This window comes from Treponema denticola, from assembly GCF_024181605.1.
GTDB classification, from domain to species: domain Bacteria; phylum Spirochaetota; class Spirochaetia; order Treponematales; family Treponemataceae; genus Treponema_B; species Treponema_B denticola_B.
On the sequence record NZ_CP054477.1, the window covers coordinates 2,528,264 to 2,549,267 of the forward strand.

The 21,004-nt window shown below is 35.8% G+C and carries 17 protein-coding genes; 10 read left to right on the forward strand and 7 right to left on the reverse strand.

Annotated elements, in window-relative coordinates; all coding sequences use genetic code 11:
• Positions 1 to 5: 5 nt before the first annotated feature.
• From E4N80_RS11925 to E4N80_RS12940, 3 genes are all read right to left on the reverse strand, one after another.
• On the reverse strand, positions 6 to 653 hold the full coding sequence (locus tag E4N80_RS11925; protein ID WP_253699390.1) for a P-II family nitrogen regulator: 648 nt from the start codon (positions 651 to 653) through the stop codon (positions 6 to 8).
• A complete protein-coding gene (locus E4N80_RS11930; protein ID WP_253699391.1) occupies positions 650 to 2,131 on the reverse strand; it encodes a DUF1538 domain-containing protein in 1,482 nt (493 codons plus the stop codon). Before E4N80_RS11930 ends, E4N80_RS11925 begins: the two co-directional genes overlap by 4 nt.
• Before the next feature lie 123 nt (positions 2,132 to 2,254).
• Positions 2,255 to 3,982: a KHG/KDPG aldolase/sugar kinase fusion protein gene (locus E4N80_RS12940; protein ID WP_301338665.1), complete on the reverse strand. Its 1,728-nt coding sequence runs from the start codon at positions 3,980 to 3,982 to the stop codon at positions 2,255 to 2,257.
• Between the two features lie 197 nt (positions 3,983 to 4,179).
• Between E4N80_RS12940 and E4N80_RS11945 the strand changes: the two genes are divergently transcribed.
• The 7 genes from E4N80_RS11945 to E4N80_RS11975 all read left to right on the forward strand — a co-directional run bounded on the left by E4N80_RS11945 (position 4,180) and on the right by E4N80_RS11975 (position 13,431).
• The gene (locus tag E4N80_RS11945) at positions 4,180 to 4,467 is read left to right on the forward strand and encodes a TRL-like family protein (protein ID WP_253699392.1); all 288 of its coding nucleotides are present in this window, start codon (positions 4,180 to 4,182) and stop codon (positions 4,465 to 4,467) included.
• A 56-nt stretch (positions 4,468 to 4,523) separates the two neighbouring features.
• The gene (locus E4N80_RS11950) at positions 4,524 to 5,048 is read left to right on the forward strand and encodes a hypothetical protein (RefSeq protein ID WP_253699393.1); all 525 of its coding nucleotides are present in this window, start codon (positions 4,524 to 4,526) and stop codon (positions 5,046 to 5,048) included.
• A gap of 74 nt (positions 5,049 to 5,122) precedes the next feature.
• A complete protein-coding gene (locus E4N80_RS11955) occupies positions 5,123 to 6,994 on the forward strand; it encodes an adenylate/guanylate cyclase domain-containing protein (RefSeq protein WP_253699394.1) in 1,872 nt (623 codons plus the stop codon).
• Positions 6,991 to 9,069, forward strand: a complete 2,079-nt coding sequence (locus E4N80_RS11960) for an adenylate/guanylate cyclase domain-containing protein (RefSeq protein WP_253699395.1) — start codon at positions 6,991 to 6,993, stop codon at positions 9,067 to 9,069. Before E4N80_RS11955 ends, E4N80_RS11960 begins: the two co-directional genes overlap by 4 nt.
• 22 nt (positions 9,070 to 9,091) lie before the next feature.
• Positions 9,092 to 10,789: an FAD-dependent oxidoreductase gene (locus tag E4N80_RS11965; RefSeq protein ID WP_253699396.1), complete on the forward strand. Its 1,698-nt coding sequence runs from the start codon at positions 9,092 to 9,094 to the stop codon at positions 10,787 to 10,789.
• A gap of 10 nt (positions 10,790 to 10,799) precedes the next feature.
• Positions 10,800 to 12,164: an APC family permease gene (locus E4N80_RS11970; protein WP_253699397.1), complete on the forward strand. Its 1,365-nt coding sequence runs from the start codon at positions 10,800 to 10,802 to the stop codon at positions 12,162 to 12,164.
• Positions 12,165 to 12,174: 10 nt separating this feature from the next.
• A complete protein-coding gene (locus E4N80_RS11975; RefSeq protein ID WP_253699398.1) occupies positions 12,175 to 13,431 on the forward strand; it encodes a YeeE/YedE family protein in 1,257 nt (418 codons plus the stop codon).
• A gap of 49 nt (positions 13,432 to 13,480) precedes the next feature.
• On the opposite strand, the gene E4N80_RS11980 is transcribed toward E4N80_RS11975, so the two are convergent.
• Genes E4N80_RS11980 through E4N80_RS11990 form a run of 3 tightly spaced genes read right to left on the reverse strand, consistent with a single transcriptional unit; the run spans position 13,481 to position 16,483 of the window.
• Positions 13,481 to 14,788, reverse strand: coding sequence for a YhjD/YihY/BrkB family envelope integrity protein (locus E4N80_RS11980; RefSeq protein ID WP_253699399.1), 1,308 nt, complete (start codon positions 14,786 to 14,788; stop codon positions 13,481 to 13,483).
• 11 nt (positions 14,789 to 14,799) lie between these two features.
• The gene (locus E4N80_RS11985; RefSeq protein WP_253699400.1) at positions 14,800 to 15,405 is read right to left on the reverse strand and encodes a response regulator; all 606 of its coding nucleotides are present in this window, start codon (positions 15,403 to 15,405) and stop codon (positions 14,800 to 14,802) included.
• The gene (locus tag E4N80_RS11990; RefSeq protein WP_253699401.1) at positions 15,386 to 16,483 is read right to left on the reverse strand and encodes a sensor histidine kinase; all 1,098 of its coding nucleotides are present in this window, start codon (positions 16,481 to 16,483) and stop codon (positions 15,386 to 15,388) included. The genes E4N80_RS11985 and E4N80_RS11990 overlap by 20 nt, the downstream gene beginning before the upstream one ends.
• A 156-nt stretch (positions 16,484 to 16,639) precedes the next feature.
• Here E4N80_RS11990 and E4N80_RS11995 point away from each other — a divergent pair, with 156 nt between their 5' ends.
• From E4N80_RS11995 to E4N80_RS12005, 3 genes are all read left to right on the forward strand, one after another.
• Positions 16,640 to 17,842, forward strand: coding sequence for a M20 metallopeptidase family protein (locus tag E4N80_RS11995; protein WP_253699402.1), 1,203 nt, complete (start codon positions 16,640 to 16,642; stop codon positions 17,840 to 17,842).
• 101 nt (positions 17,843 to 17,943) lie between these two features.
• Positions 17,944 to 19,002, forward strand: a complete 1,059-nt coding sequence (locus E4N80_RS12000; protein ID WP_253699403.1) for a Fic family protein — start codon at positions 17,944 to 17,946, stop codon at positions 19,000 to 19,002.
• A gap of 154 nt (positions 19,003 to 19,156) precedes the next feature.
• Positions 19,157 to 20,365, forward strand: a complete 1,209-nt coding sequence (locus E4N80_RS12005) for an ATP-binding protein (protein WP_253699404.1) — start codon at positions 19,157 to 19,159, stop codon at positions 20,363 to 20,365.
• 3 nt (positions 20,366 to 20,368) lie between these two features.
• Here E4N80_RS12005 and E4N80_RS12010 read toward each other — a convergent pair whose 3' ends face one another.
• Entirely contained in the window at positions 20,369 to 21,001 is a 633-nt protein-coding gene (locus E4N80_RS12010; protein WP_253699405.1) for an ABC transporter ATP-binding protein, read from the reverse strand.
• Between the last annotated feature and the right edge of the window lie 3 nt (positions 21,002 to 21,004).

The following is a 21,004-nucleotide window of genomic DNA, read 5'->3' on the forward strand; positions in this document are numbered from 1 at the left end:
AACACCTATTTTATACCGTAAGCCTTGCTTACCGGAATAACAAAAAGAATTCCATGCCCTTCTTTTTCTACATCGGATTTTTTTCTGATTGCTTCAACAACATTTTCAAGTTGATCGTCATCAACGATAGTTAAAACAATTTCTTTTTCGGGTTCAATCTCCATATCAAAGATAAGTTTTGTTTGATTAAGCCCAGAACCTCGTGCATGGATTATTGTTCCTCCTCTTGCTCCTGCTTCTAAAGAAGCATCAACGACTTCACTTGCTTTTCCTCTATTAACAACAGTAAATATTGCAGATTTCATAGTTTTTACCTCCTCCCGTTTAAATACGGGTTTTTCATCATCCAGGGTATTTTTAATATTAATAAAACTTAAAGGCATACGGAATGCTATACCGAAATTCTTCCGTGTAAGATTGAATTTGTTATTTAGATTATCCATAAGACCGTCCAAAACATCTCCATGTCCGGCCGTTAAAATCAATTCTTTTCTTGTTTCTTGAATTCCTAAAAAATCAAGAAGCTTACTTTTTACCGTACCGAAAGCAATCATTATTGTAGCTCCGGTAAGGCCCTTATCTTTAGCGTACTTTACGATTTTACGTGCACGCCCAAAAGGTACTAAAATAATCAGAAGGGAAAAATCTTTCATTTTTGTTCTCCTGCGCTTTTAATCTTAAATATCAATCCTAAAATTTGTAACGAAATAATAGGAGCCAATGCGACGGCAGCTATAATACCGAATCCGTCTATCAATACATTTGCCGTCGGCGTATAATCGGCAAGCCCCTGTGCAAGGGATAAAACAAAGGTTGCAGTCATGGGGCCTGAAGCAACACCTCCTGCATCAAAGGCTATACTTACAAAAAGATCCGGAACAATGATTGATAATAAAAGTGAAACTATATATCCGGGAAGTAAAATATGCCATAACTGAAATGCGGGCTCTATAATTCTAAGTAACGAAAGCATTACCGCAAAGCTGACGCCTATACATAAAAATATTAAAACTATCTTGCGGGGAATATGTCCGCTCGTTACGTTTTCTATTTGTACCGTCAAAACATAAACGGCAGGTTCGGCTAAAATAGAAACAATACCTATCAGGGCACCGATAAAAAGAATTAGAGGGCGGGTTCCTATTTCGCCGAGCCGGCTTCCCATCGCTATTCCTACATCCAAGAAGCCCGATTTTGCTCCCCACATAAATAGAAATAAACCTATCAATGTAATTATAAGACCTTTAATAATGGGAATTAAATCTTTGGCCCTCAACTTTATACTTACAAAGTTTGTAATTAAAAATATTAACGTTAAGGGTAAAAGGGATAAAAGACACTCATAAAGTACCGGCAAAAAATGTTTAGCAAAGGGATAAAATATTTGTGAGTTTATGTCTACATTGAAGACAAAATTGTCAGCGGATATTTCTTTTGTTTTCCCGAATACGCTCAAAGCCAATACCGCTAAGATTGCTCCGGCAGATGCCATACCTACAAGCCCGAATGCGTCTCTTTCGGAAGCGGCCGAGTCTTTTTTCATCTCGGAAACACCGGCTGCTAAGGCCAGAATAAAAGGCACGGTTATTGCGCCTGTAGTTGTTCCCGAAGAATCAAAGGCTATCGAAATAAATTCGGAAGACGAAAAAAGAGAGAGCAAAAATATTACGCCGTAAGAAAGAGCAAAAATGATTTTTTGAGAAATATTAAATACGGTTCTCAAAATACCGAAAACCACAAAGGCTGCAACACCGACAGAAACAACTACTATGAGTCTTAATGCCGGAATTCCGCTTTTTGTTACTGTATTTACCTGACTTGCTAAAATCTGTAAATCGGGTTCTGCGATTGAAATTAAAAAGCCGAGAGTGAAACCTCCTATAATTAAAATCAGGGCATTGTTCCTTTTTGTGATTTCTTTTCCCATTTGTAAACCGATTTTTGTAACACTCATTTCGATTCCAAACAGGAAAAAAGCCAGCCCTAATATTATGCATACACTCCCGATTAAAAATCTAATAAAGACACTGTAATCGATATGAATAAATGCAAAATTCAAGATAGTAGTCAAAATAACAATCGGTAAAACTGACATTAAGACTTCTTTAAATTTATCAATTAGAATATTCATAGCTGAATAATATTATTGACTAAATTTTGATTTTGGTCAATAGGAAGAATTATTCATAACTAAGCAGCAAAAACACGGCTTTAGATAAAAATTAATTTCTTAAGATGATGATAACCCCTTCCCTTACCGCTGAACCCTTCCTGAAGCATCTCCCTGGGCAAGAGTTAAAACTTCATCAAAAGAAACTTGGTTAAAGTCGCCGTTTATGGAGTGTTTTAAGCAAGAGGCGGCTGAAGCAAAGTCGATTTGTTTTTGAGGTTTAAAGCCTTTTAATTCTGCACAGATTAAGGCTGCAGCAAAACTGTCGCCGCCTCCCAGTCTGTCAATAACTTGCATTGTGTATTTTTTGCTAAAATAGGCTTTGCCTTTTGTATAAAGCATGGCCGACCAGTTATTTTCGCTGGCTGAGGTGGATTCTCTCAGGGTTATTCCTACTTTTTGAAAACCGAATTTTTTGCACAATTTTGCAGCAACCTCTTTATAGCCTTTTTCATTCAGCTTGCCGGAACTTACATCCGTATTTTTTGAGGTTATGCCGAAAACCTTTTCAGCGTCTTCTTCATTTGAAATACAGATATCGACAAATTCGCAGATACTGCTCATTGTTTCTTTTGCTTCATCGGGAGTCCAAAGTTTTTTGCGGTAGTTAAGGTCGCATGAAACCGTTATACCCATTGACCTTGCCGTCTTGCAGGCTTCGAGGCAAATTTCGGCAGCATTTTTACTTAAAGCGGGAGTGATCCCTGTAAAATGGAACCATGAGGCTCCTTTAAAAATTTCTTTCCAGTTAAAGTCGCTCGGAGAGGCTTCGGCAATGGCAGAATTAGCCCTATCATATATTACCTTGGAGGCACGCTGAGAAGCTCCTTTTTCTAAAAAATAGATACCTACACGCTTCCCTCCGCGGACTATGCCTGAAACATCTACCCCGTACCGGCGCAAGGAATTTACTGCCGCTTGGCCTATTTCATGGGCCGGCAGTTTTGTTATGTATGAGGGCCGCATTCCGAAGTTGGCTAAAGAAACTGCGACGTTTGCCTCCGCTCCGCCGAAAACCAATTCCAGGGCGTCGGCTTGAACAAAACGGTTAAAACCTGTGGGGGAAAGGCGAAGCATAATTTCGCCCATGGTTATAACTTTAGGTGCTTGGTTTGTTTCAGTTGAGGGTTTTGAATTGGAAGATAAGGCCGTTAAAGCCCCCGGACTTTTTTTAGGATTTCTAGCTTCTTTTACTATTTGTAATGCAATGGCAGACTCTTCTTCTATTTTTTTAAAGTCTTTTGAAGATATAAGCTCTTTTGAAACCATCCAGCTTCCGCCGCAGGCTATTACCTTTGAAAAAGCCGCATATTCCGCAATATTTTGGGCGTTTATTCCTCCGGTCGGCATAAATTTTATGTTCGGGTAAGGGGCGGAAATGGCTTTTATAAATTTTAAGCCTCCTGCAGCCTCAGCCGGAAAAAACTTGACTGTTTCAAGGCCGAAACTCATAGCTTGCTCGATTTCTCCCGCGGTGGAAACTCCCGGAATTATCGGGTAGCCTGACTTAATGCAATGCTCTACAACCTTGGGATTGAGTCCGGGGCTGACGATAAACTTGGCTCCTGCAGCGATAGCTTTGTCGGCTTGTTCCGGGGAGAGAACCGTGCCTGCTCCTACAAGAAAATCCGGAAAGTTTTTTGCAAAAACTTTAATAGCTTTTTCAGCTGCTTCCGTTCTAAATGTGATTTCGGCACAAAAAAGTCCGGCGGCAGAGAGGGCTTTCCCCAATGGAAGAGCATCTTTTTCATTGTCTAAAACAATGACAGGTACAATGCCTATTTTTTCTATTTGTTTAAAGATTTTATTCATAAAAGCCCCTTATTAAGTTTATTTTGTATTTAATATTTATATCGGGATATTTTAGCATAATTCTTATTGTTTGTCACTTAAACTACAAAAAACGATATTTTTTTTAAAAAATATGTAATAATGAGAGAGCCCTATGTTGACATAAATAAAAAAAAATGCTAAGCCTATATGTATACTAATAATTTAAGGAGTTACTAATGAAAAAAATTGCTTTAGTTTTGTTTGTTGTACTTGCTGCTATTTTAATTGCATCATGTTCAACAGTAGTACCTGTTGCAGGTGCTTCAGGCGTTGTAGGACGAAAGACCGGTGAAGCTTCTCAAGCTTTTGTTTTCGCATTCCCTTTAAAAGGTGAAGGCGGAATTGCTCAAGCTGCAAAAAATGGCGGTATCACAAAAGTAGGAACAGTTGATGTTAAAGTAAACTGGCCAGCAAGCCCTGTTATTCCCTATGTTGTCATAACTACAGTTGTTACAGGGGAATAAGCTATTATAGCTTCTACAACCTCACTAGTTTGATAGTGGGGTTGTTTTTTAATTCTATGAAAAAGTATTTTTTTGTTTTAATATCATTTTTGTTTTTGTTTTCTTCATGTATAAGTACCCTTCCTTCAGGGAAAGAAAAAGTTATTACGGCTTATATGGAATCAGGTAATATGAAATACTATATCCGTCCCGAAAAAATGGTGCTAAAGGGTGAAAAAGACACTTCAAGCCATGTAATGGCCGATTTTACCTATCAAATGAAGCAAAGAGAATATGTTTCAGATGCATATTTTAATTTTACCTTACATAATAAAGCCGATGCCTTTATTTTAAAAGCCTATTTTATTTTAGATTCTAAAGAAATTGTAGAACTTTTTGACCTTAATACTCTTGATAGAAATCTTTCTTTAGGGTATGTGCGAGTTTCCACAATCATAAAAGAAGAAAAAGTTAAAGACGTGTTGCTGGGAATTCATAAAGGGACAGCTGTATTAAAGGTGGAGCTTGATAACAATACTGAAATGGAATTTATAGCCTCGGAAAATTTAATAAGCCGTATTGAAGAAGCTTTTCATAAATAATCATAACCTATTGACAATATCCGCTATTGAGTATATGCTTTTACCTACAAGATCCTCACTTGTGGAGTAAGTGTGTGAAAAAGTTTACTCTGATTTTTATCTGTTCCCTGTTTTTAGCTTCGTGTATAAAGTCTGCCGAGCCTCTTTTAGATACTGTTGTAAAGGGTGTTTTTGATGCTGAAAATATATCTGTAGGTGATATACAAGTCCTCGAAGGTGAGTGGATTTTTATTCCAAACAAATTTGTTGACCCTCTGGAAGATTTCGGTAAATACTCCCGTTATGAGAATATAAATACATCGTGGCATAAGTATGGAGACGGGTTGTCCGTTTACGGATATGGAACCTATGCCCTAAGAATAAAAAATCTTTCTTCAGATGGTGTATACGCAATAAAAACAACAACAGTTTCTTCAGCATTTATTGCATACCTTGAAGGAAAGGAAATTTATAGAAGTGGTATTGTAGGTAATTCCCGTAAATTTGAAAAACTTGATTGGGATGCCCCGTTTATTACTCTCCCGACTTTTGGAAAGGAAGAGGTAACATTAGTTTTTCATGTTTCTAATTTTAGTGATAATAAGGCCGGCTTTTTAAAGCCCATAGAATTCGGTTTTTACTCTGACCTGTTAAATGCAAAAAATGCAAGCGTTTTAACTCTAACTATACTGGCCGGCATTCTTTTGTTGGCTGCCGCTTTTTTTATCTCTTTATTTATTTTTTATCCTAAAGAAAAGCAGTCCCTTTATTTCGGTTTGTTAGCCGCTAATTTTTGTTTAAGGATCTGCTGTTACGACGAATTTTTACTTACAACAATAATACCCGGCATTAGCGGGGAGTCGCTTTTTAGAATAGGTTATATCACTCTTCCATTGGGCATTATGTTTGCAGCATTGTTTATAAACAATCTTTTTAGCAAAATAAAAAAAAGATATTGGTTTGTTATGCTTGCTCCCGGAATATTGTACATTATCATAAATATTTTTGCTCCTATCAGACTTTCGGCCGCACTGCTTCAACATGCTCAAATTTATGTTTTATTGTTTGCCGTATATAATATAATAGTCGTCATCAGGGCTGCTTTAAAAAAAGATGCATCAGCAATCCTTTTTTTGACTGGTTTTTCAATCTTTTTAATTTTAGGTGTAAGAGATGTTTTAATTGCAAATAGGATTATACAGGGCTTTTTCCTATCACATATAGGTGTTTTGGTCTTATTGATTCCAATGGCCATTGTTGTTTTGCGTAATTTTAGAGACAGCTCTGATAGGGTTATCGGAATTACGAAGCAGATAGAAGCGACAAACGAAGCTCTTGCAAAATTTGTTCCTAACGAATTTATGAATTTTTTAAGAAAAAAACATGTCGATATTAAGTTAGGAGATAATATTTTAAAAGACATGTATATAGCCTTCATTCATTTAGGTGTTTATACAGACTTAGAAACAGAAAAAGACAGACTTGGCCTTCTTAAAATTTATAATTATACTTTGGCAAATATCAATCCTATTATTCAGGCTCATAACGGATTTATCGATAAATATTTAACTGAAGGTTTAATGGTGCTTTTTCACGGCTCGGCGGATGATGTTATAAAGTGTATGCTTGAAATTAAATCCGTAGTTCAATTTGAAAATATGGAGAGGGAAATAAGTAAATTGCCTAAAATAGACCTTGCTGTAGGTATTCATTACGGAAGGCTTATGCTTGGTACGATTGGAGAAGAAGAAAGAATGGATAGTACCGTTATATCCGATGTTGTTAATGTTGCTTCCAGACTTCATTTTTATGCTCTAAAAAAAAGAGTAAATATTTTTATCAGCGAAGTTGTTAAAAAGAATATAACAAATCTCTCTATAAATAAGGTTAAATTTGAATATAACGGCTTGGTAAGATTTAGAGGAAAAGATGAACCGGTTAGAATATATGAGGTAAAAAAATTATGACGGTAGAAAAGAAACGGTTATTTTTAGGATCTATTCCTTTTTGTTTTCTATTGATTCTTTTGTGTCTAACTAATTTGTTTAAACCTATTTATGAGCAAAAAGTCATAAATTTGGAAGTAAAAAACGGTAAAGTGAGTCTTCCTGCTAAGACCTTATCAGGGACGGCCCTTTTTTCTTTAAGCGGAGATTTCCATTATACGCCTAATCAATTTTATTCTTTAAGAAACAGCACTGAAGAATCTTATGCTAAGGTCCCCGGTGATTTTTCAAGTAAAGATTTAGGGAATGTGTTTGGTTACGGATCTTACGGTTTAGAATTATATGGTATGGATCCGGAAACTATTTATGCAATTCAAGTCCCCCTTATTTTTAGCAGCTGCAGTATTGTAATAAATGGAATGGATCTTGAAAGGCAGGGGCAGCCCGGTATAGATCGGGAAACGGAAAGACCGGGAACCAGATCTTCTCAAATAGCTTTTAGGCCCTTAAAAGATGGAACCTCCAATATAGTTATTAATGTTTCCAATTTTTTTAATAATAAAGGTTATATTTCAGGCCCGATTATTTTGGGGGAGTCCACTCAAATAGGAACAATGTTTAAAGAAGACCTGATTTTTTCCGGTATGATATTTGCCGTAACTTTTTCGGTTGCTTTATTTTTCTTTATGCTGTCATTTTTTCATAAAGATTCATCCTTTGTAATTTGGTTTGCTTTGACCTGTATGGTGCTGGCTTTGCGAGGGATTTTCTTTTATCCTTATATTTTTGATATTTTATTTCTCAATACTCCATGGTTATTTAATTTTATTATGAGGTGTGTTACCGTTCCTCTGCCTATAATTTTATTTACGATTTTTATAACTAAGGCTTTAAAATTACGATTTAAGATTCCTTATATCATTATATTATCCGTATCAATTTTATATGCAATTTCCACTATAATTCTTCCGCCTGAAGTTTCAACATTTTTATTGGGTTACTACCAAGTTTTTGCTTTGTTTTGTGTAAGTTATATTATCAGTATTGCAATAATAGGTTTGAAAAAAAAGAAAGAATTTTCCGTATGGATATTTATTGCGACATCCGTATTGTTTTTATTCGGTGTTTATGACTTATTGGTTTCTTTAAGTATTATACCGGGAGAATTTTTTATTCAGATAGGAACGGTTTTTGCAGTTATCATATTGTCGATAATGGTTTTGGATGACTATTCCGGTTCAATAAATAAAATAGAAGATCTAAGTGTAGAAATGAAGCTTATAAATAGCTCTCTTATTCGGTTTGTGCCGGATCAAATTGTAGAACTTTTAAATAAAAAATCCATAACGGATGTCAAACTGGGAGATAGTGTTGAGCTTACAATGCCCATCCTTTCGATAGATATCCGTTCCTTTACCCGTACTTCAGAAAAACTTGCCCCGAATCAAGTTTTTGAATTATTGAATGAGTATTTTGCATTGGTAGCCCCAATTGTCCGGAAACATAATGGTGTAATAACAAAATATTTGGGGGATGGTTTTTTTGCATTATTTCCTGATGGAGCAAATGCAGCTCTTTCGTGCGGAATCGCTATACAAAAGGCTATTCGCGATAATAGCATTGCAGCTCCTAACTCATCCCCTATAAAAGTGGGTATAGGAATTGATATGGGGGATATTCTTTTAGGTATCATAGGTAATTCAACACGAATGGATAGTATTATTATTTCCAATTCCTACCACATCGCAGAAGTTTTGCAGGAGTCTACAAAAAAATATTGTTCCTATATGATTATTTCCGATAAAATTTATGAGGCTCTTAATGATGTTTCCGAACATTATATTAGGCCTATACGAATGGTTAAAAACTCATCGAACAAAGAAACATTTTTATATGAAGTTTATGATTGTGATGATAGTTTTATTCGTGATTTAAAGTACAGCTCTCAGGGCTGCATGGAAAATGCTTTAAAGGCTTTATCGAATGAAGGAGCTGTATCTGCAGCTAAATATTTTGATAAAGTTTTGGGCATATTTCCGGATGATCCCGTTGCTTTATATTATAAAAAAATGTTTGAAAAAATCAATGAAGAATAAATTTTATTTTAAGGAGAAATTTATGGCAAAAAAGGTTGTGATTGTAGGAGGCGTGGCAGGCGGAGCTTCTGTAGCTGCAAGAGTTAGACGCTTGGATGAAAATGCTGAAGTCATTATGTTTGAAAAAGGTCCCAATGTATCTTTTTCAAATTGTGCCTTACCCTTTTTTTTGAGCAGGATTGTTCCCGAAAGCGAGAATCTTGTTTTGATGAGTCCTGAAAAGTTTAAGAAGCAATATAATATTATTGCAAAGACCTCTCATGAGGTATTAGCTGTCGATTCATCAAAAAAAATCGTTAAGGTAAAAGACTTAAATACCGGTAAGGAATTTGAAGAATCTTACGATGTTCTAGTTCTTTCTCCGGGGGCCGCACCTGTGGTTCCGCGTTCTATAACGGGATATGATAAGCCTCATGTTTTTACCGTAAGGAATGTTGTTGACATTAAAAAACTTGATGATTATGTTAATGACAATAATGTAAAAGATATTGCGGTTATAGGGGCAGGGTTTATCGGTATTGAGGTTGCAGAAAACTTTAAGCTTGCAGGTAAAAATGTTTCTCTTGTAGAAAAACTTCCTCAGGTAATGGCTCCGTTTGATTATGATATGGCCCAAATTCTTCATAAAGAAATACATGATAAGGGCGTAAACTTAGTTTTAGGCGACGGAATAAAAGAGATAGGAGACGGTTTTATTATCCTCGAGAGCGGCAAAAAGATTGATGCCGGAGCTGTTGTTCTGTCATTGGGTGTTCGTCCTGAAGTTGCTTTAGCTCAAGGTGCAGGTGTAAAACTTGGAGATACGGGAGCTATTTTAGTAGATCATAATTATCGTACCAGTGTAGAAGATATTTATGCTGTAGGAGATGCTATTGAAGTAAGTCATTTTATAACAAAGAAGAAAACGAGACTTACTCTTGCAGGCCCCGCACAAAGACAGGCCAGAGCAGCTGCAGATGATATGTACGGCATTCCTCATCGAAACACAGGAGTTATCGGCTCTTCGGTTATCCAATGCTTTGATTATAATGCTGCGTGCACAGGTCTCAATGAAAGAGAATGTCAGGCCCAAGGAATTAATTACGATTTTGTCTATGTTATTCCCGGAGATAAGGTAGGTCTTATGCCGGATGCACATCCTCTTTTCTTTAAGCTGATTTTTGCCAAGCCTTCCGGTAAGATTTTAGGAGCACAAGCAATAGGAAAAGGAAATGTCGATAAGCGTATAGATGTTATAGCTTCATTTATTATGTTGGGCGGAACCTTGGAGGACTTAAAAGAGTTGGAGCTTTGTTATTCCCCGATGTTCGGGACTGCAAAGGATATTGTTAACCATGCAGCTCTTGTAGGCTTAAATATTTTAAACGGAGTGTATAAGCAGGTTCCAGTTACAATGGTAAGAGAGCTTGTAGAAAACAATGCTTTTATTGTTGATGTCCGCGAGCCCAAGGAATTTGAAGCGGGCCATCTTTTAAATGCCGTAAATATTCCTTTGAGTCAATTACGAGAAAGAATGAATGAGATTCCGAAAGATAAGCCTGTATATGTACATTGCCGCTCAAGCCAGAGAAGCTACAATGCTCTTTGTGCTTTAAAAGGAAAAGGATATAAGAACATAGTAAATATTATGGGTTCATTTTTAGGCATAAGTCTTTATGAATACTTTAATGACATTACTCAAAACCGAAAGCCGATAGTTACTAAATATAATTTTAGATAGGAAAAAGCTTTTGGAAGATAAAAAAATACCGGCAAAGGTAAAGGGGCTGTCAAAATTCGATGTTTTAAATCTTGTAATAGGTTCAATTATCGGATGGGGTTCTTTTATTTTGCCGGGAACTCTTTTTTTACCTAATTCGGGGGTTATAAATACCGTCCTTGGCCTTTGTATAGGTGGCCTTTTTGTTATAGTAATACAAAAGGCTTATCAGGTTATGCTTAGCAATCATGTAGGCGAGGGCGGTGAATTTTCCTATACCTTGACAAATATGGGAAAGGTACACGGTTTTGTTGTAGGCTGGTCATTGAGTCTTTGTTATTTGAGCATGATACCTTTAAATGCAACAGCTTATGTTCTTATATTGCGTAAGATTTTCGGTAAAGCGATGCTATGGGGCTATATGTATGATTTTGGCCAAACAAGTGTCTATCTTGCCGATATTCTTATAGCCTCAGCTCCGATTATAGTTTTCACTATAATCAATTTAAGAGGGCTTTCTTTAAGTGCAAAGATACAAAACATCATGAGCTCTGCGCTTGTGCTTATCGTTATAGTTTTATTTTTTATAATTTTGGGAAAAAGCGATTTAAAAGTCTTTTTCGATAATTATTTGGGCTATGATAAAATATCTTTGGCAAAAACCGCATCGATAATAGCTATAATTCCTTTTTTGTTTGTGGGCTTTGATGTAGTTCCGCAAGTGTCCTGCGATTTGGGGTTTGCTCCGTCTAAGACACATTTGCCTACGATTATTTCCATAATTTTCGGCATCTTGCTATACAGCCTTTTAAACATGATAGGAGCTTTGAGCTATGGCCCTGAAGAAGCTGCTAAGGTTGAGTGGGCAGTCGCCTCATCAGTAACAAGCAAGACCGGCTTTATCGGTTTTTTCTTTTTACTCATTGCAATTTTTTCGGCTGTTACCGGAGGTATTAACGGCTTTATGATAAGCAGCAGTAAATTGCTTGGAGCCTTGTCCAATGAAAAGCTTTCTCCGGCTTTTTTGGGTAAAAAGAACGATAAGAATTTATACCCGAATGCAATTTTGTTTATTACGGGCATAAGTTTAATAGGACCATGGATAGGACGAGAAGTAATTATTTTGATTGTGGATATGGCCTCCGTGTTGGCTGCATTGGCTTATACCTATGTGGGTATAATAGGAGTCAGAAAAGGTAAAAATTTATTTGAAAAAACAATGTGTGCTTTTTCGGGTCTTATAGGTTTGATATTTATAGGCCTTCTTTTAATTCCGGGTTCACCGGCACAGCTGACAAAGGGTTCAATGTTTTTTTTGATAGCTTGGACGTTGCTGGGTTTTCTATTTTATAGATTCGGTACCCGCCGAAAAGAAAAAGTACATAATAGTTTATAAGGAGTTTTGTATGAAAAAAATCGAAAACATTATCGGTTTTGCAGTGCTGATTTTAAGCATTGTTTTGGGTTCCGCTTTATTAAAGACGGATATGTTATTTTTTAGATGGGTTATAGGAATAGCCTTAGGCTATGTTTTAACCCGTTCATTGTTCGGCTTTGCAGGAAGTGTAAACAGAGCATATCGAACAGGCTCCACCAAACTTATGAGAGCTTTGATGTTGATGTTCGTAATTTCTGCAATTCTTACTTCTGCCTTTCTTATTTTTGGAGATGTTAAAAACTATGACCTTTGGATTAATCCTATAAACTTAGGCCTAATCTTAGGAGGCCTCCTATTCGGTTTCGGCATGAGTTATTCCTCTTGCTGTGCAACAGGAACTCTTACGGACTTGGTTACGGGTTTACCGCGAGCTCTTATTACTCTTTTATTTTTCGGAATAGGTGTTTTTGTAGGTCTTCCCATTCAGGCTAAACAGTCATGGATCAAAGATTCATTATTTAAAAGCGGAACAGGCAGCGGTGTCTTTATACCCGATTGGTTCGCTTCAAATGGAAAGGGCGGATATCTAGGAGCAATCATTGTAACAGCTTTATTTGCAGGCATTGTTGTTGTAATTTCATATATGTATGAAAGTAAAAGGAAAAAGCAAAACAAATATTCAGGTGTAGGTTCCGAAAAAGATCAGGATGCAGTAAAAGAACTTGATACACATAACTATAAATTTTTTAGTGAAACAACTTACAAAAAACTTTTTGTTGAACCTTGGTCTTTAACTATGGGGGCTGTTTTACTTTCTGTTTTGTTTACTCTTTTGATGGGTGTTACAAAGGAAGGTTGGGGCGCTTCGACTCCTTTTGGCTTTTGGTTCGGAAGACTGTTAAAGTTTTTTGGTATGAGTGTTGATTTCATTGTTGCTTTTACCGGAGGTAAACCGAAGCCTTATACAATGCCTTTCTTCGAGCATCCGGTTTTCGTTCAAAACATAGGTATTGTAGCCGGTACTGCAATATGTCTCCTTCTTGCAGGAAGCTTTACAAAAAGCTTTAAGGCGGAGTTAAAAATTAGGGTAAAAGACGTTATAGTTTTTGCAATCGGCGGTTTTGCGATGGGCTTTGGAACAAGGCTTTCAAACGGATGTAATGTCGGTGCCTTGTATACTCCAATTGCAAACTTTTCACTTTCAGGATGGATATTCTTAATTTTCCTTGTTGCCGGAGGTTTTTTAGGAAACTATACCTTAAAGTTGATTAATAAAAAGAAATAAGTTTAAGCAGAACCTCGAAGAACTGAAATTTTTCGAGGTTCTTTCAATTTCAATTTTGGTCGATTAAAGATTCGGCTAAAATTTTTAAGGCCTGCCTTGAAACATTTCCATCGATTGAAATCGCTTCTAAAAAAAGATTTTCGGGAACAACGGCTAAAAGACAGTCCGTTACAGCAATAGCCGTACCCGTTCTTTTTCCGTTTAAAAGACAGGCAAGCTCTCCGAATAAGTCGCCTTTTTCGAAATTTAAAATTTTGTTTAACCTTGTGACCCTTACGGATCCTTCTATTATGTAGTAAATTTCACTTGATTCATCTTCATAATTAAAAATAGTTTCTCCTGCTTTTATTTCTATAGCTTGTTTTCTATATTCTTTTGGCGGGCTAATAAAAAGATGCCTTAAAAGCTGATTAAAAAAACCGGGAGCATCTTCTTTTGGAAGCCTATAAAGTTGTGAGATTATAAAACTATTAAAAAACTGATTAACATACATAAACTGTGCAAAAAACACAAAGAAGAAAAAGAAAAACCAGACTTGAATTAAGACAAGTATTACATTTGTAAAAAGGCCGTATACAAATGTAAATTTGACGGTAGACCCAAAAAAAATAAAAAATATCTTTATAAAATAATAAGATATGGTGCAGGCTGCAGATGAAAGCAAAGCCGTTTTAAAAGAAGGTTTTATAGGCGGCATCAAATAATATATCAAACAGACAAATAGCTGCATAAAAATGACGGGAATAAATCTAAATAGATTTCTTAAAAGACTGAATAAATTCGGCGAAAAAACAGGTTGAGCAAAATCACTTCTAAATACCGCAGAACCTGTTATTAAAAATATAAATAGAAAAACAAGCAAGATGACAACAATTATTTCCCCTAGAATAACTATCAGGCTAGTTTTTAAAGGGGTGATTTTTATTTTCTTACGGTATACTTTTCTGATTGAATGTTGAATGGTGGCAAAAAAACGTCTGGCCATCCATAAAACAAAAATCAAAACAATAAACTCAAAAAAAGAAAAGCTGTTCACGTTCAATAAAAAATGAAAAAATCTGTCAAGATTAACCGTGTTTTGAAAAATTGAAAGAGCTCTGATAGCTTCTTTTATTTGCTGAGGGCTTTGTTTTAAGACACGGAGTAAAATAGTTAATGTTAAAATAAAAACAGGGAGAGCGGACATTAAAAAATTATATGCCCCCGCGGCCGCAGTGATTAAAAGATCATTATTTACAAAACTTACAATTGTAATATATATTTTTTGATTAAAGTCATAGAGTCCTTTTTTTTGTTCTTGAATAACTCTTGTATACCAAGCTAAAAATTTTTGACTCTTGTTTTTTTCTTTTTTCAATCAATGTCCTCCTATTTTGTATAATAATATACGACCAATTGTGTTCTGTCTCTTAAATTCAGTTTTTCGAGTATGGAAGAAACATAATTGCGGACAGTCCCTTCACTTAAACTAAGGCGGTTTGCTATTTCTTTATTATTAAGCCCATCTGCAACCAATTCCAAAACATCCGTTTCCCTGTCATTTAAGTCGTCTGAAAATTGAGAGCGGGCCGGTTTTGTTTGAGGGATTTTTGATATTATCTCCGAATCGAATACAATGCTTCCTGCACCGACTGCGTTTAATGCAGGTACCAAAGAATCTATGTTTTGTTTTAATATATAACCCTTACATCCGAAGTTAATTGCCTTTGTAATATATTCTTCATCGTTAAAGGTTGTAAGCAATAATATTTTTGCATCCTTATGTTCGGCTAGAATTTTTTCGCTTGCTTCTATTCCGGTCATATTTTCCATTCTTATATCCATTAAAAGAATATCCGGTTTATATTCATTAAAGAGGGTAATAGCTTCTCTTCCGTTTGAGCCGGTTGCAATAATATCGAAACCGTTGGCCGCTAATATGGTTTTTAAAGAGGAAACTACAAGACAATCATCATCAACTATTATTATCTTCATTGTATTTATCCTTTATTTTTGGAAATATGATATGGGTTTTAAATCCGCTTTCGGAATAAAATTTAATTATACCTCTATGTTTTTCTACAAGGTCTGCTATAACCTTTAAACCTATTCCATAATTTAGATTTTTGATTTGTTTTCCTGAAAAACCTCGCCCGTTATCTTTTATTATAAGAGAGTAAAAGCCGATGTGTTCCAGTACGCTTAAATTCAATTCGCTTGCTCCGCTGTGTTTGATGGTGTTTGAAAGGCTTTCTTTTACTATTGAAAAGATATCGTATTTTAGCTCATAAGGTATGGAGTCTACTTTATATGTTAATTGTATTTTAGGTTTTTTTGTGTTTTCAACAAGCTCTTCCAATCCTGTTTGTAAATTAAAAGAATCATTATGCATATTATGAAGACATTCTCTTATTTCGGTCATACCGTTTTCTAAAGAATTTTGTAAAATATTTAAGCTGTCTTTTACTTCTTTCTGATTTGAAATATATTTTAGTGCATTCACCTGTAAAATACCGGCACTAAGTGTGTGACCTATGGAATTATGAAGACTTCCTGAAATTCTGTTTCTTTCGGCGAGGATTAAAACTTCAGCATTTTTTAAAACCTCGTTTTCTAAAATTCGCTCTCTTTTTTTCGAATTAATTTTGCTTTCGGCAAGTTTGTCTTTTAGGCCGGTTACTTCCAATGTTTTAAGTAAATAGTTTTCCTTAACACCCGAATAGAAGAATATAATCAAAGTAAACAGAAAAAAAATAAGATCGAAATTAAAAAAAACACACAACAAAGGAAGAAATTTAAAAATAAGTGACAAGGTCTTTTGATTTTCTTCGGCTTCTAAATTCATAGCGATAAAAACGGGAGAAAAAAATGCAAGATTTCTATTGAATTCTGCTATAAATATAACAAAGACGATAAAAATAAAAGGTTTTATATTGCTGTGTATCATACCGCTCCAGAGCCCTATGGAAAAAAATATCATAAAGCATGGAATAACTATAAACGATCCGGTTTTAGAGAATACAAAAAGAGAAGAAAAAAGAACTATCAAAAAATTTTCTAAAAATAAAAGCATATAATTACAGGAGTCTCTCTATTAAAATATCTACCGTTCATTAAGTATAAAGGAAAAAGCTAAAAAAATCAATCAACAAAAAAATTAGTGTTGACTTTTGCAAAAGACTGTGCAATACTTTATTATACAATTTACATAAGGAGGTTTAATTTAAATATGTATAATATAATTGACTTGGTTAAACAAAAGGAAGCTAAGATTATTCAAATTAGGCGGGACTTACATCAGATTCCCGAATTGCAATTATCCCTTCCCAAAACTGTGGACTATGTTTGTAGGCAGCTTGATGCTATACAAATACCTTATCATAAACTTGTTGACGGCAATGCTATTGTTGCACTTATTGAGGGAAAAGAAAAGGGCAAATGTATAGCAATTAGAGCCGATATGGATGCCTTACCGATAAAAGAAAATACCGGCCTAAGTTTTTCCTCAAAGCATGAGGGTTGTATGCATGCCTGCGGCCATGACGGACACATGGCTATGGCTCTTGGAGCCTGTATGGTACTCAAGGAACTGTCATCGGAATTTAAGGGCTGTGTAAAAATTCTTTTCCAGCCGGGAGAAGAATATCCCGGAGGAGCCCTTCCCATGATCGAAGAGGGCTGTATGGAAAACCCAAAAGTTGATGCCGTTATAGGCCTTCACGCCGGTTATATTTATCCGGGTGTTGAAAAAGGAAAGATTGGTGCATGTAAGGGGCCTTTTTTTGCTGCAGCCGATAAATTCAAGATTATCATAAAAGGGTTTGGTGCTCATGGTGCTTATCCGTATCTTTCGGTAGATCCTGTTCCCATAGCCTGTGAAATAGTTTCCGGTTTACAAAAGATTATAAGCCGTGAACTTCCCCCAACTTCTCATGCCCTAATTTCCGTAGGGCAAATACATGGCGGATCAGGTTTTAATATCATACCCGATGAAGTTTTTATTGAAGGAACGGTACGTTCTGCTGATGAAAATGAACGCAGCTTCATTGCTAAAAGGATTGAAGATATTGCTTCGGGTATTTCAAAATCTTACAGAGCCGAAGCAAAAACGGTTTATGATTTTAGATATCCTGTTTTGATAAATGATAAAGGTTTTACGGAATTTTTTATTGAAAGTACAAAAGAAATTTTGGGAGAAGATTCTATTCACGAAATTTCGGTGCCTACAATGGCCGGTGAAGATATGGCCTACTTTTTGCAAAAAGCTCCGGGTACGTTTTTTGTTTTATCCAATCCTATAATACAGAAAGACGGTAGTATTTATCCTCATCACTCAGATAAATTTGATATGGATGAAAGTTTATTTTATAAGGGAACCTCTGCTGTGTTGGCCGCTGTTCTAAAATATTTGAATTTAGGCGGCTTAAAATAAAGCCTTTCACATAGTTTCTGCATGAAAATTCTTGATTTTTATGCAGAAAGACTTGACTTTTCTGCATAGAAGTGCATAATTTTTATGCAGAAAGGCGGCTTATGAGAAAATTCGATTATTCTTTTTCAAAAAATGCTTTGCTTCCGGCAGGGCTTTTGAATATTTCTTCAGGGATTGCAGAGCTTAAAAATGAGGCAAAACACAGAAAACAAGATTATGTAAAAGTTTTTACGGAACTTGAAGCAGTTGCAAGAATTCAATCTATCAAAAGCTCAAATGCACTCGAAGGTATTGTTACAAGCGATGAAAGAATAAATGCTATTGTAAATCAAAACAGTGCTCCTCTTAATCATGATGAGGCCGAAATTGCAGGTTATCGAGATTCTCTTGCTGCTATTCATTCAGCCTATAAAAATATTGATTTTACGGTTAAAGATATTTTGGATATTCATAAAATTTTAATGTCCTCGGCCGGATATGAATACGGCGGCCGGTTTAAAACTTCTAATAATTCTATAATTGAAGTAGATGCAGAGGGAAATAGGAAAATCAGATTTCAGCCTATATCTGCTGAAGAAACACCTAGGGCAATGGAACAATTGGAGCTTGCTTATCTTTCTGCACGGGATGACAGCGGTATTAATCAGTTATTATTGATACCATGTGTCATTCTCGATTTTTTATGCATTCACCCTTTTAAAGACGGAAACGGAAGAATGTCAAGGTTATTATCCTTACTTTTGTTATATAAAAACGGATATGATGTAGGTAAATATGTTTCTTTTGAGGAGCAGATAAATAATTATAAATCGTACTATTATAATTCTCTAAAAAAATCTTCATATTATTGGCATGAAAATAAAAATGAATATATCCCTTTTATCGAAAACTTTTTGTCCACCCTTTATCGATGTTATAAAGAACTTGATAAGCGGTTTGCCGTTCTTCACGGAAAAAAAGTTACAAAAACGGCCAGAGTTGAAGCCTGTGTTTTAAACAGCCTTACCCCAATTTCAAAATCTGAAATATGCAAAATTCATCCCGATATTAGCTCCACAACTGTTGAGGTTGTCTTAGGCACTATGTTAAGGGATGGATTAATCAAAATTATCGGCAGCGGCCGATCTTCAAAATATATAAGAAATAAATCCGTTCTATAATTTCGATTATAATCGAAATTATAACAAAAATCCTTATATATTTCGACTATAGTCGAAACTATAGTAAAAAATACTAATTTTATCGACTATAATCGAAATTCTTCTTGATTTTATCTTTTATTTCGACTATAATCGAAGTATAAGAGGTGACGGAATGAGCTATATTGTAAGATCCCGATATATGGAAAAAATCCGGCAGTTTACCGATAAGCCCATTATTAAGGTTCTATCCGGTATGAGACGGGTTGGAAAATCAACTATTTTACTGCTCATAAAAGATGAGGTTTTTAGCCACATACCCGATAAAAATAAAATTTATCTTAATTTTGAATCCATAGAGCTTTTTACGGTAAACAAGGCCGAAGTCTTAATTGAATACCTCAAGCCCTTAGTCAAGGACTTAACCGGAAGAATATATTTTTTCTTTGACGAAATACAGTTTGTAGAAAATTGGGAGCAGGTTATAAATGGACTGCGGGTTGATTTGGATTGCGATATTTATCTTACAGGCTCAAATTCAGGCTTGCTTTCGGGAGATCTTGCAAGTCTATTGGCCGGAAGATATGTGGAATTTGAAATTCAACCTTTCAGCTTTGGGGAATTCATAAGATGCTTTGACGGTAAGCTGCTTTCTAGGGAAGATTTGTTTTTCGCTTTTGTTAAAACAGGAGGAATGCCTTTTTTGAAGTATTTTAATTTGGAGGATGTCCCGTCTTTTAAATACTTAAATGATGTTTATAATACCGTTTTGGTTAAAGATGTTTTACAGTACAATAATATAAGGGATGTGGATATTTTTAACCGTATCCTAGATTATGCAATGGAAAACATAGGGCACACCTTTTCTGCAAACAGTATAAAAAATTATTTTAAAAATGAAAACAGAAATGTTTCGGCAGATACGGTGCTTAATTATTTGGATTATTGCAGTAAGGCTTTTATCATAAAAAAGGTGCCCCGCTACGATACTGCGGGAAAAAAGGTGCTTAAAATCGACGAAAAATACTATCTGACGGATCACGGGTTTAGGCAGGCACGAGGATTTTCCAATATGAAAGACATCGAAAGAGTGCTCGAAAATATTGTTTATATTGAACTTCGTTCCAGAGGTTATGAGGTTACAATAGGCAAGGTAAAAGACAAAGAAATTGACTTTATAGCTAAAAGAGAAAACGATGTTTCTTATTATCAAGTCGCTTATAAAATGGGAGATGAATCCACAAGGGAAAGAGAATTCGGTGTTTATAAGGCAATCAAGGATAACTTTCCCAAATATGTACTCTCCTTGGATTCTATGGATTTTACTCAGGACGGAATTATCCACAAAAACATAATCGACTTTTTGTTAGAATACGGAGCCTAAACTCTAGCCCATGTAGAGCACCTCATCGGCAAGGGCTGCCGCTTCGTCTTTGTCGTGGGTAACATAAACGGCTGTGTAGCCCAAACTTTCCTGCTTGACTCTTAATTCTTTGCGTAAGTGCAGGCGGAGGTCTGCATCGAGGGCTGAAAGGGGTTCATCAAAGAGGATGAGAGCGGGCTTTACCGCAAGGCTCCGTGCTAGAGAAACCCTTTGTTTTTCTCCACCCGAAAGAAGATCCGTTTTGCGTTTTTGTAAGGCTTCCAAATGAAAAAGCTCGACGAGGGGGGCAATGGCCTTGCGGGCTTCCTTTTTGGACATGCCTTGGGAAACCAAACCGTAGAAAATATTTTCTTCAACATTGAGATGAGGGAAGAGGGCGTAATCCTGAAAGACCATTCCGATTCCGCGTTTGCCGGGAGGAGTGTGATTGATATTTTTTCCGTCCAAAATGATTTCTCCCGAATCCGGAGGGACAAGGCCTGAGATTATTTTTAAAACCGTTGTTTTGCCGCAGCCCGAAGGCCCGAGGAGGGCAAGAGCTTTCCCCTTTTTTAATTCAAAAGAAATGGAAATATCTTTTTCGGTAAAATGTTTTTTTATGTTTTTAAGCTGTAAAAATGCTTTTTCGTTTTCCATCGG

What these genes read in the sequence shown, in the direction of transcription:
- E4N80_RS11985 (WP_253699400.1), bottom strand. Translation starts at nt 15,405, where the DNA reads ATGAAGATAATAATAGTTGATGATGATTGTCTTGTAGTTTCCTCTTTA.
- E4N80_RS12000 (WP_253699403.1), top strand. Translation starts at nt 17,944, where the DNA reads ATGAGAAAATTCGATTATTCTTTTTCAAAAAATGCTTTGCTTCCGGCA.
- E4N80_RS11950 (WP_253699393.1), top strand. Translation starts at nt 4,524, where the DNA reads ATGAAAAAGTATTTTTTTGTTTTAATATCATTTTTGTTTTTGTTTTCT.
- E4N80_RS12010 (WP_253699405.1), bottom strand. Translation starts at nt 21,001, where the DNA reads ATGGAAAACGAAAAAGCATTTTTACAGCTTAAAAACATAAAAAAACAT.
- E4N80_RS11965 (WP_253699396.1), top strand. Translation starts at nt 9,092, where the DNA reads ATGGCAAAAAAGGTTGTGATTGTAGGAGGCGTGGCAGGCGGAGCTTCT.
- E4N80_RS11995 (WP_253699402.1), top strand. Translation starts at nt 16,640, where the DNA reads ATGTATAATATAATTGACTTGGTTAAACAAAAGGAAGCTAAGATTATT.
- E4N80_RS12005 (WP_253699404.1), top strand. Translation starts at nt 19,157, where the DNA reads ATGAGCTATATTGTAAGATCCCGATATATGGAAAAAATCCGGCAGTTT.
- E4N80_RS11925 (WP_253699390.1), bottom strand. Translation starts at nt 653, where the DNA reads ATGAAAGATTTTTCCCTTCTGATTATTTTAGTACCTTTTGGGCGTGCA.
- E4N80_RS11945 (WP_253699392.1), top strand. Translation starts at nt 4,180, where the DNA reads ATGAAAAAAATTGCTTTAGTTTTGTTTGTTGTACTTGCTGCTATTTTA.
- E4N80_RS11975 (WP_253699398.1), top strand. Translation starts at nt 12,175, where the DNA reads ATGAAAAAAATCGAAAACATTATCGGTTTTGCAGTGCTGATTTTAAGC.
- E4N80_RS11930 (WP_253699391.1), bottom strand. Translation starts at nt 2,131, where the DNA reads ATGAATATTCTAATTGATAAATTTAAAGAAGTCTTAATGTCAGTTTTA.
- E4N80_RS11990 (WP_253699401.1), bottom strand. Translation starts at nt 16,483, where the DNA reads ATGCTTTTATTTTTAGAAAATTTTTTGATAGTTCTTTTTTCTTCTCTT.
- E4N80_RS12940 (WP_301338665.1), bottom strand. Translation starts at nt 3,982, where the DNA reads ATGAATAAAATCTTTAAACAAATAGAAAAAATAGGCATTGTACCTGTC.
- E4N80_RS11960 (WP_253699395.1), top strand. Translation starts at nt 6,991, where the DNA reads ATGACGGTAGAAAAGAAACGGTTATTTTTAGGATCTATTCCTTTTTGT.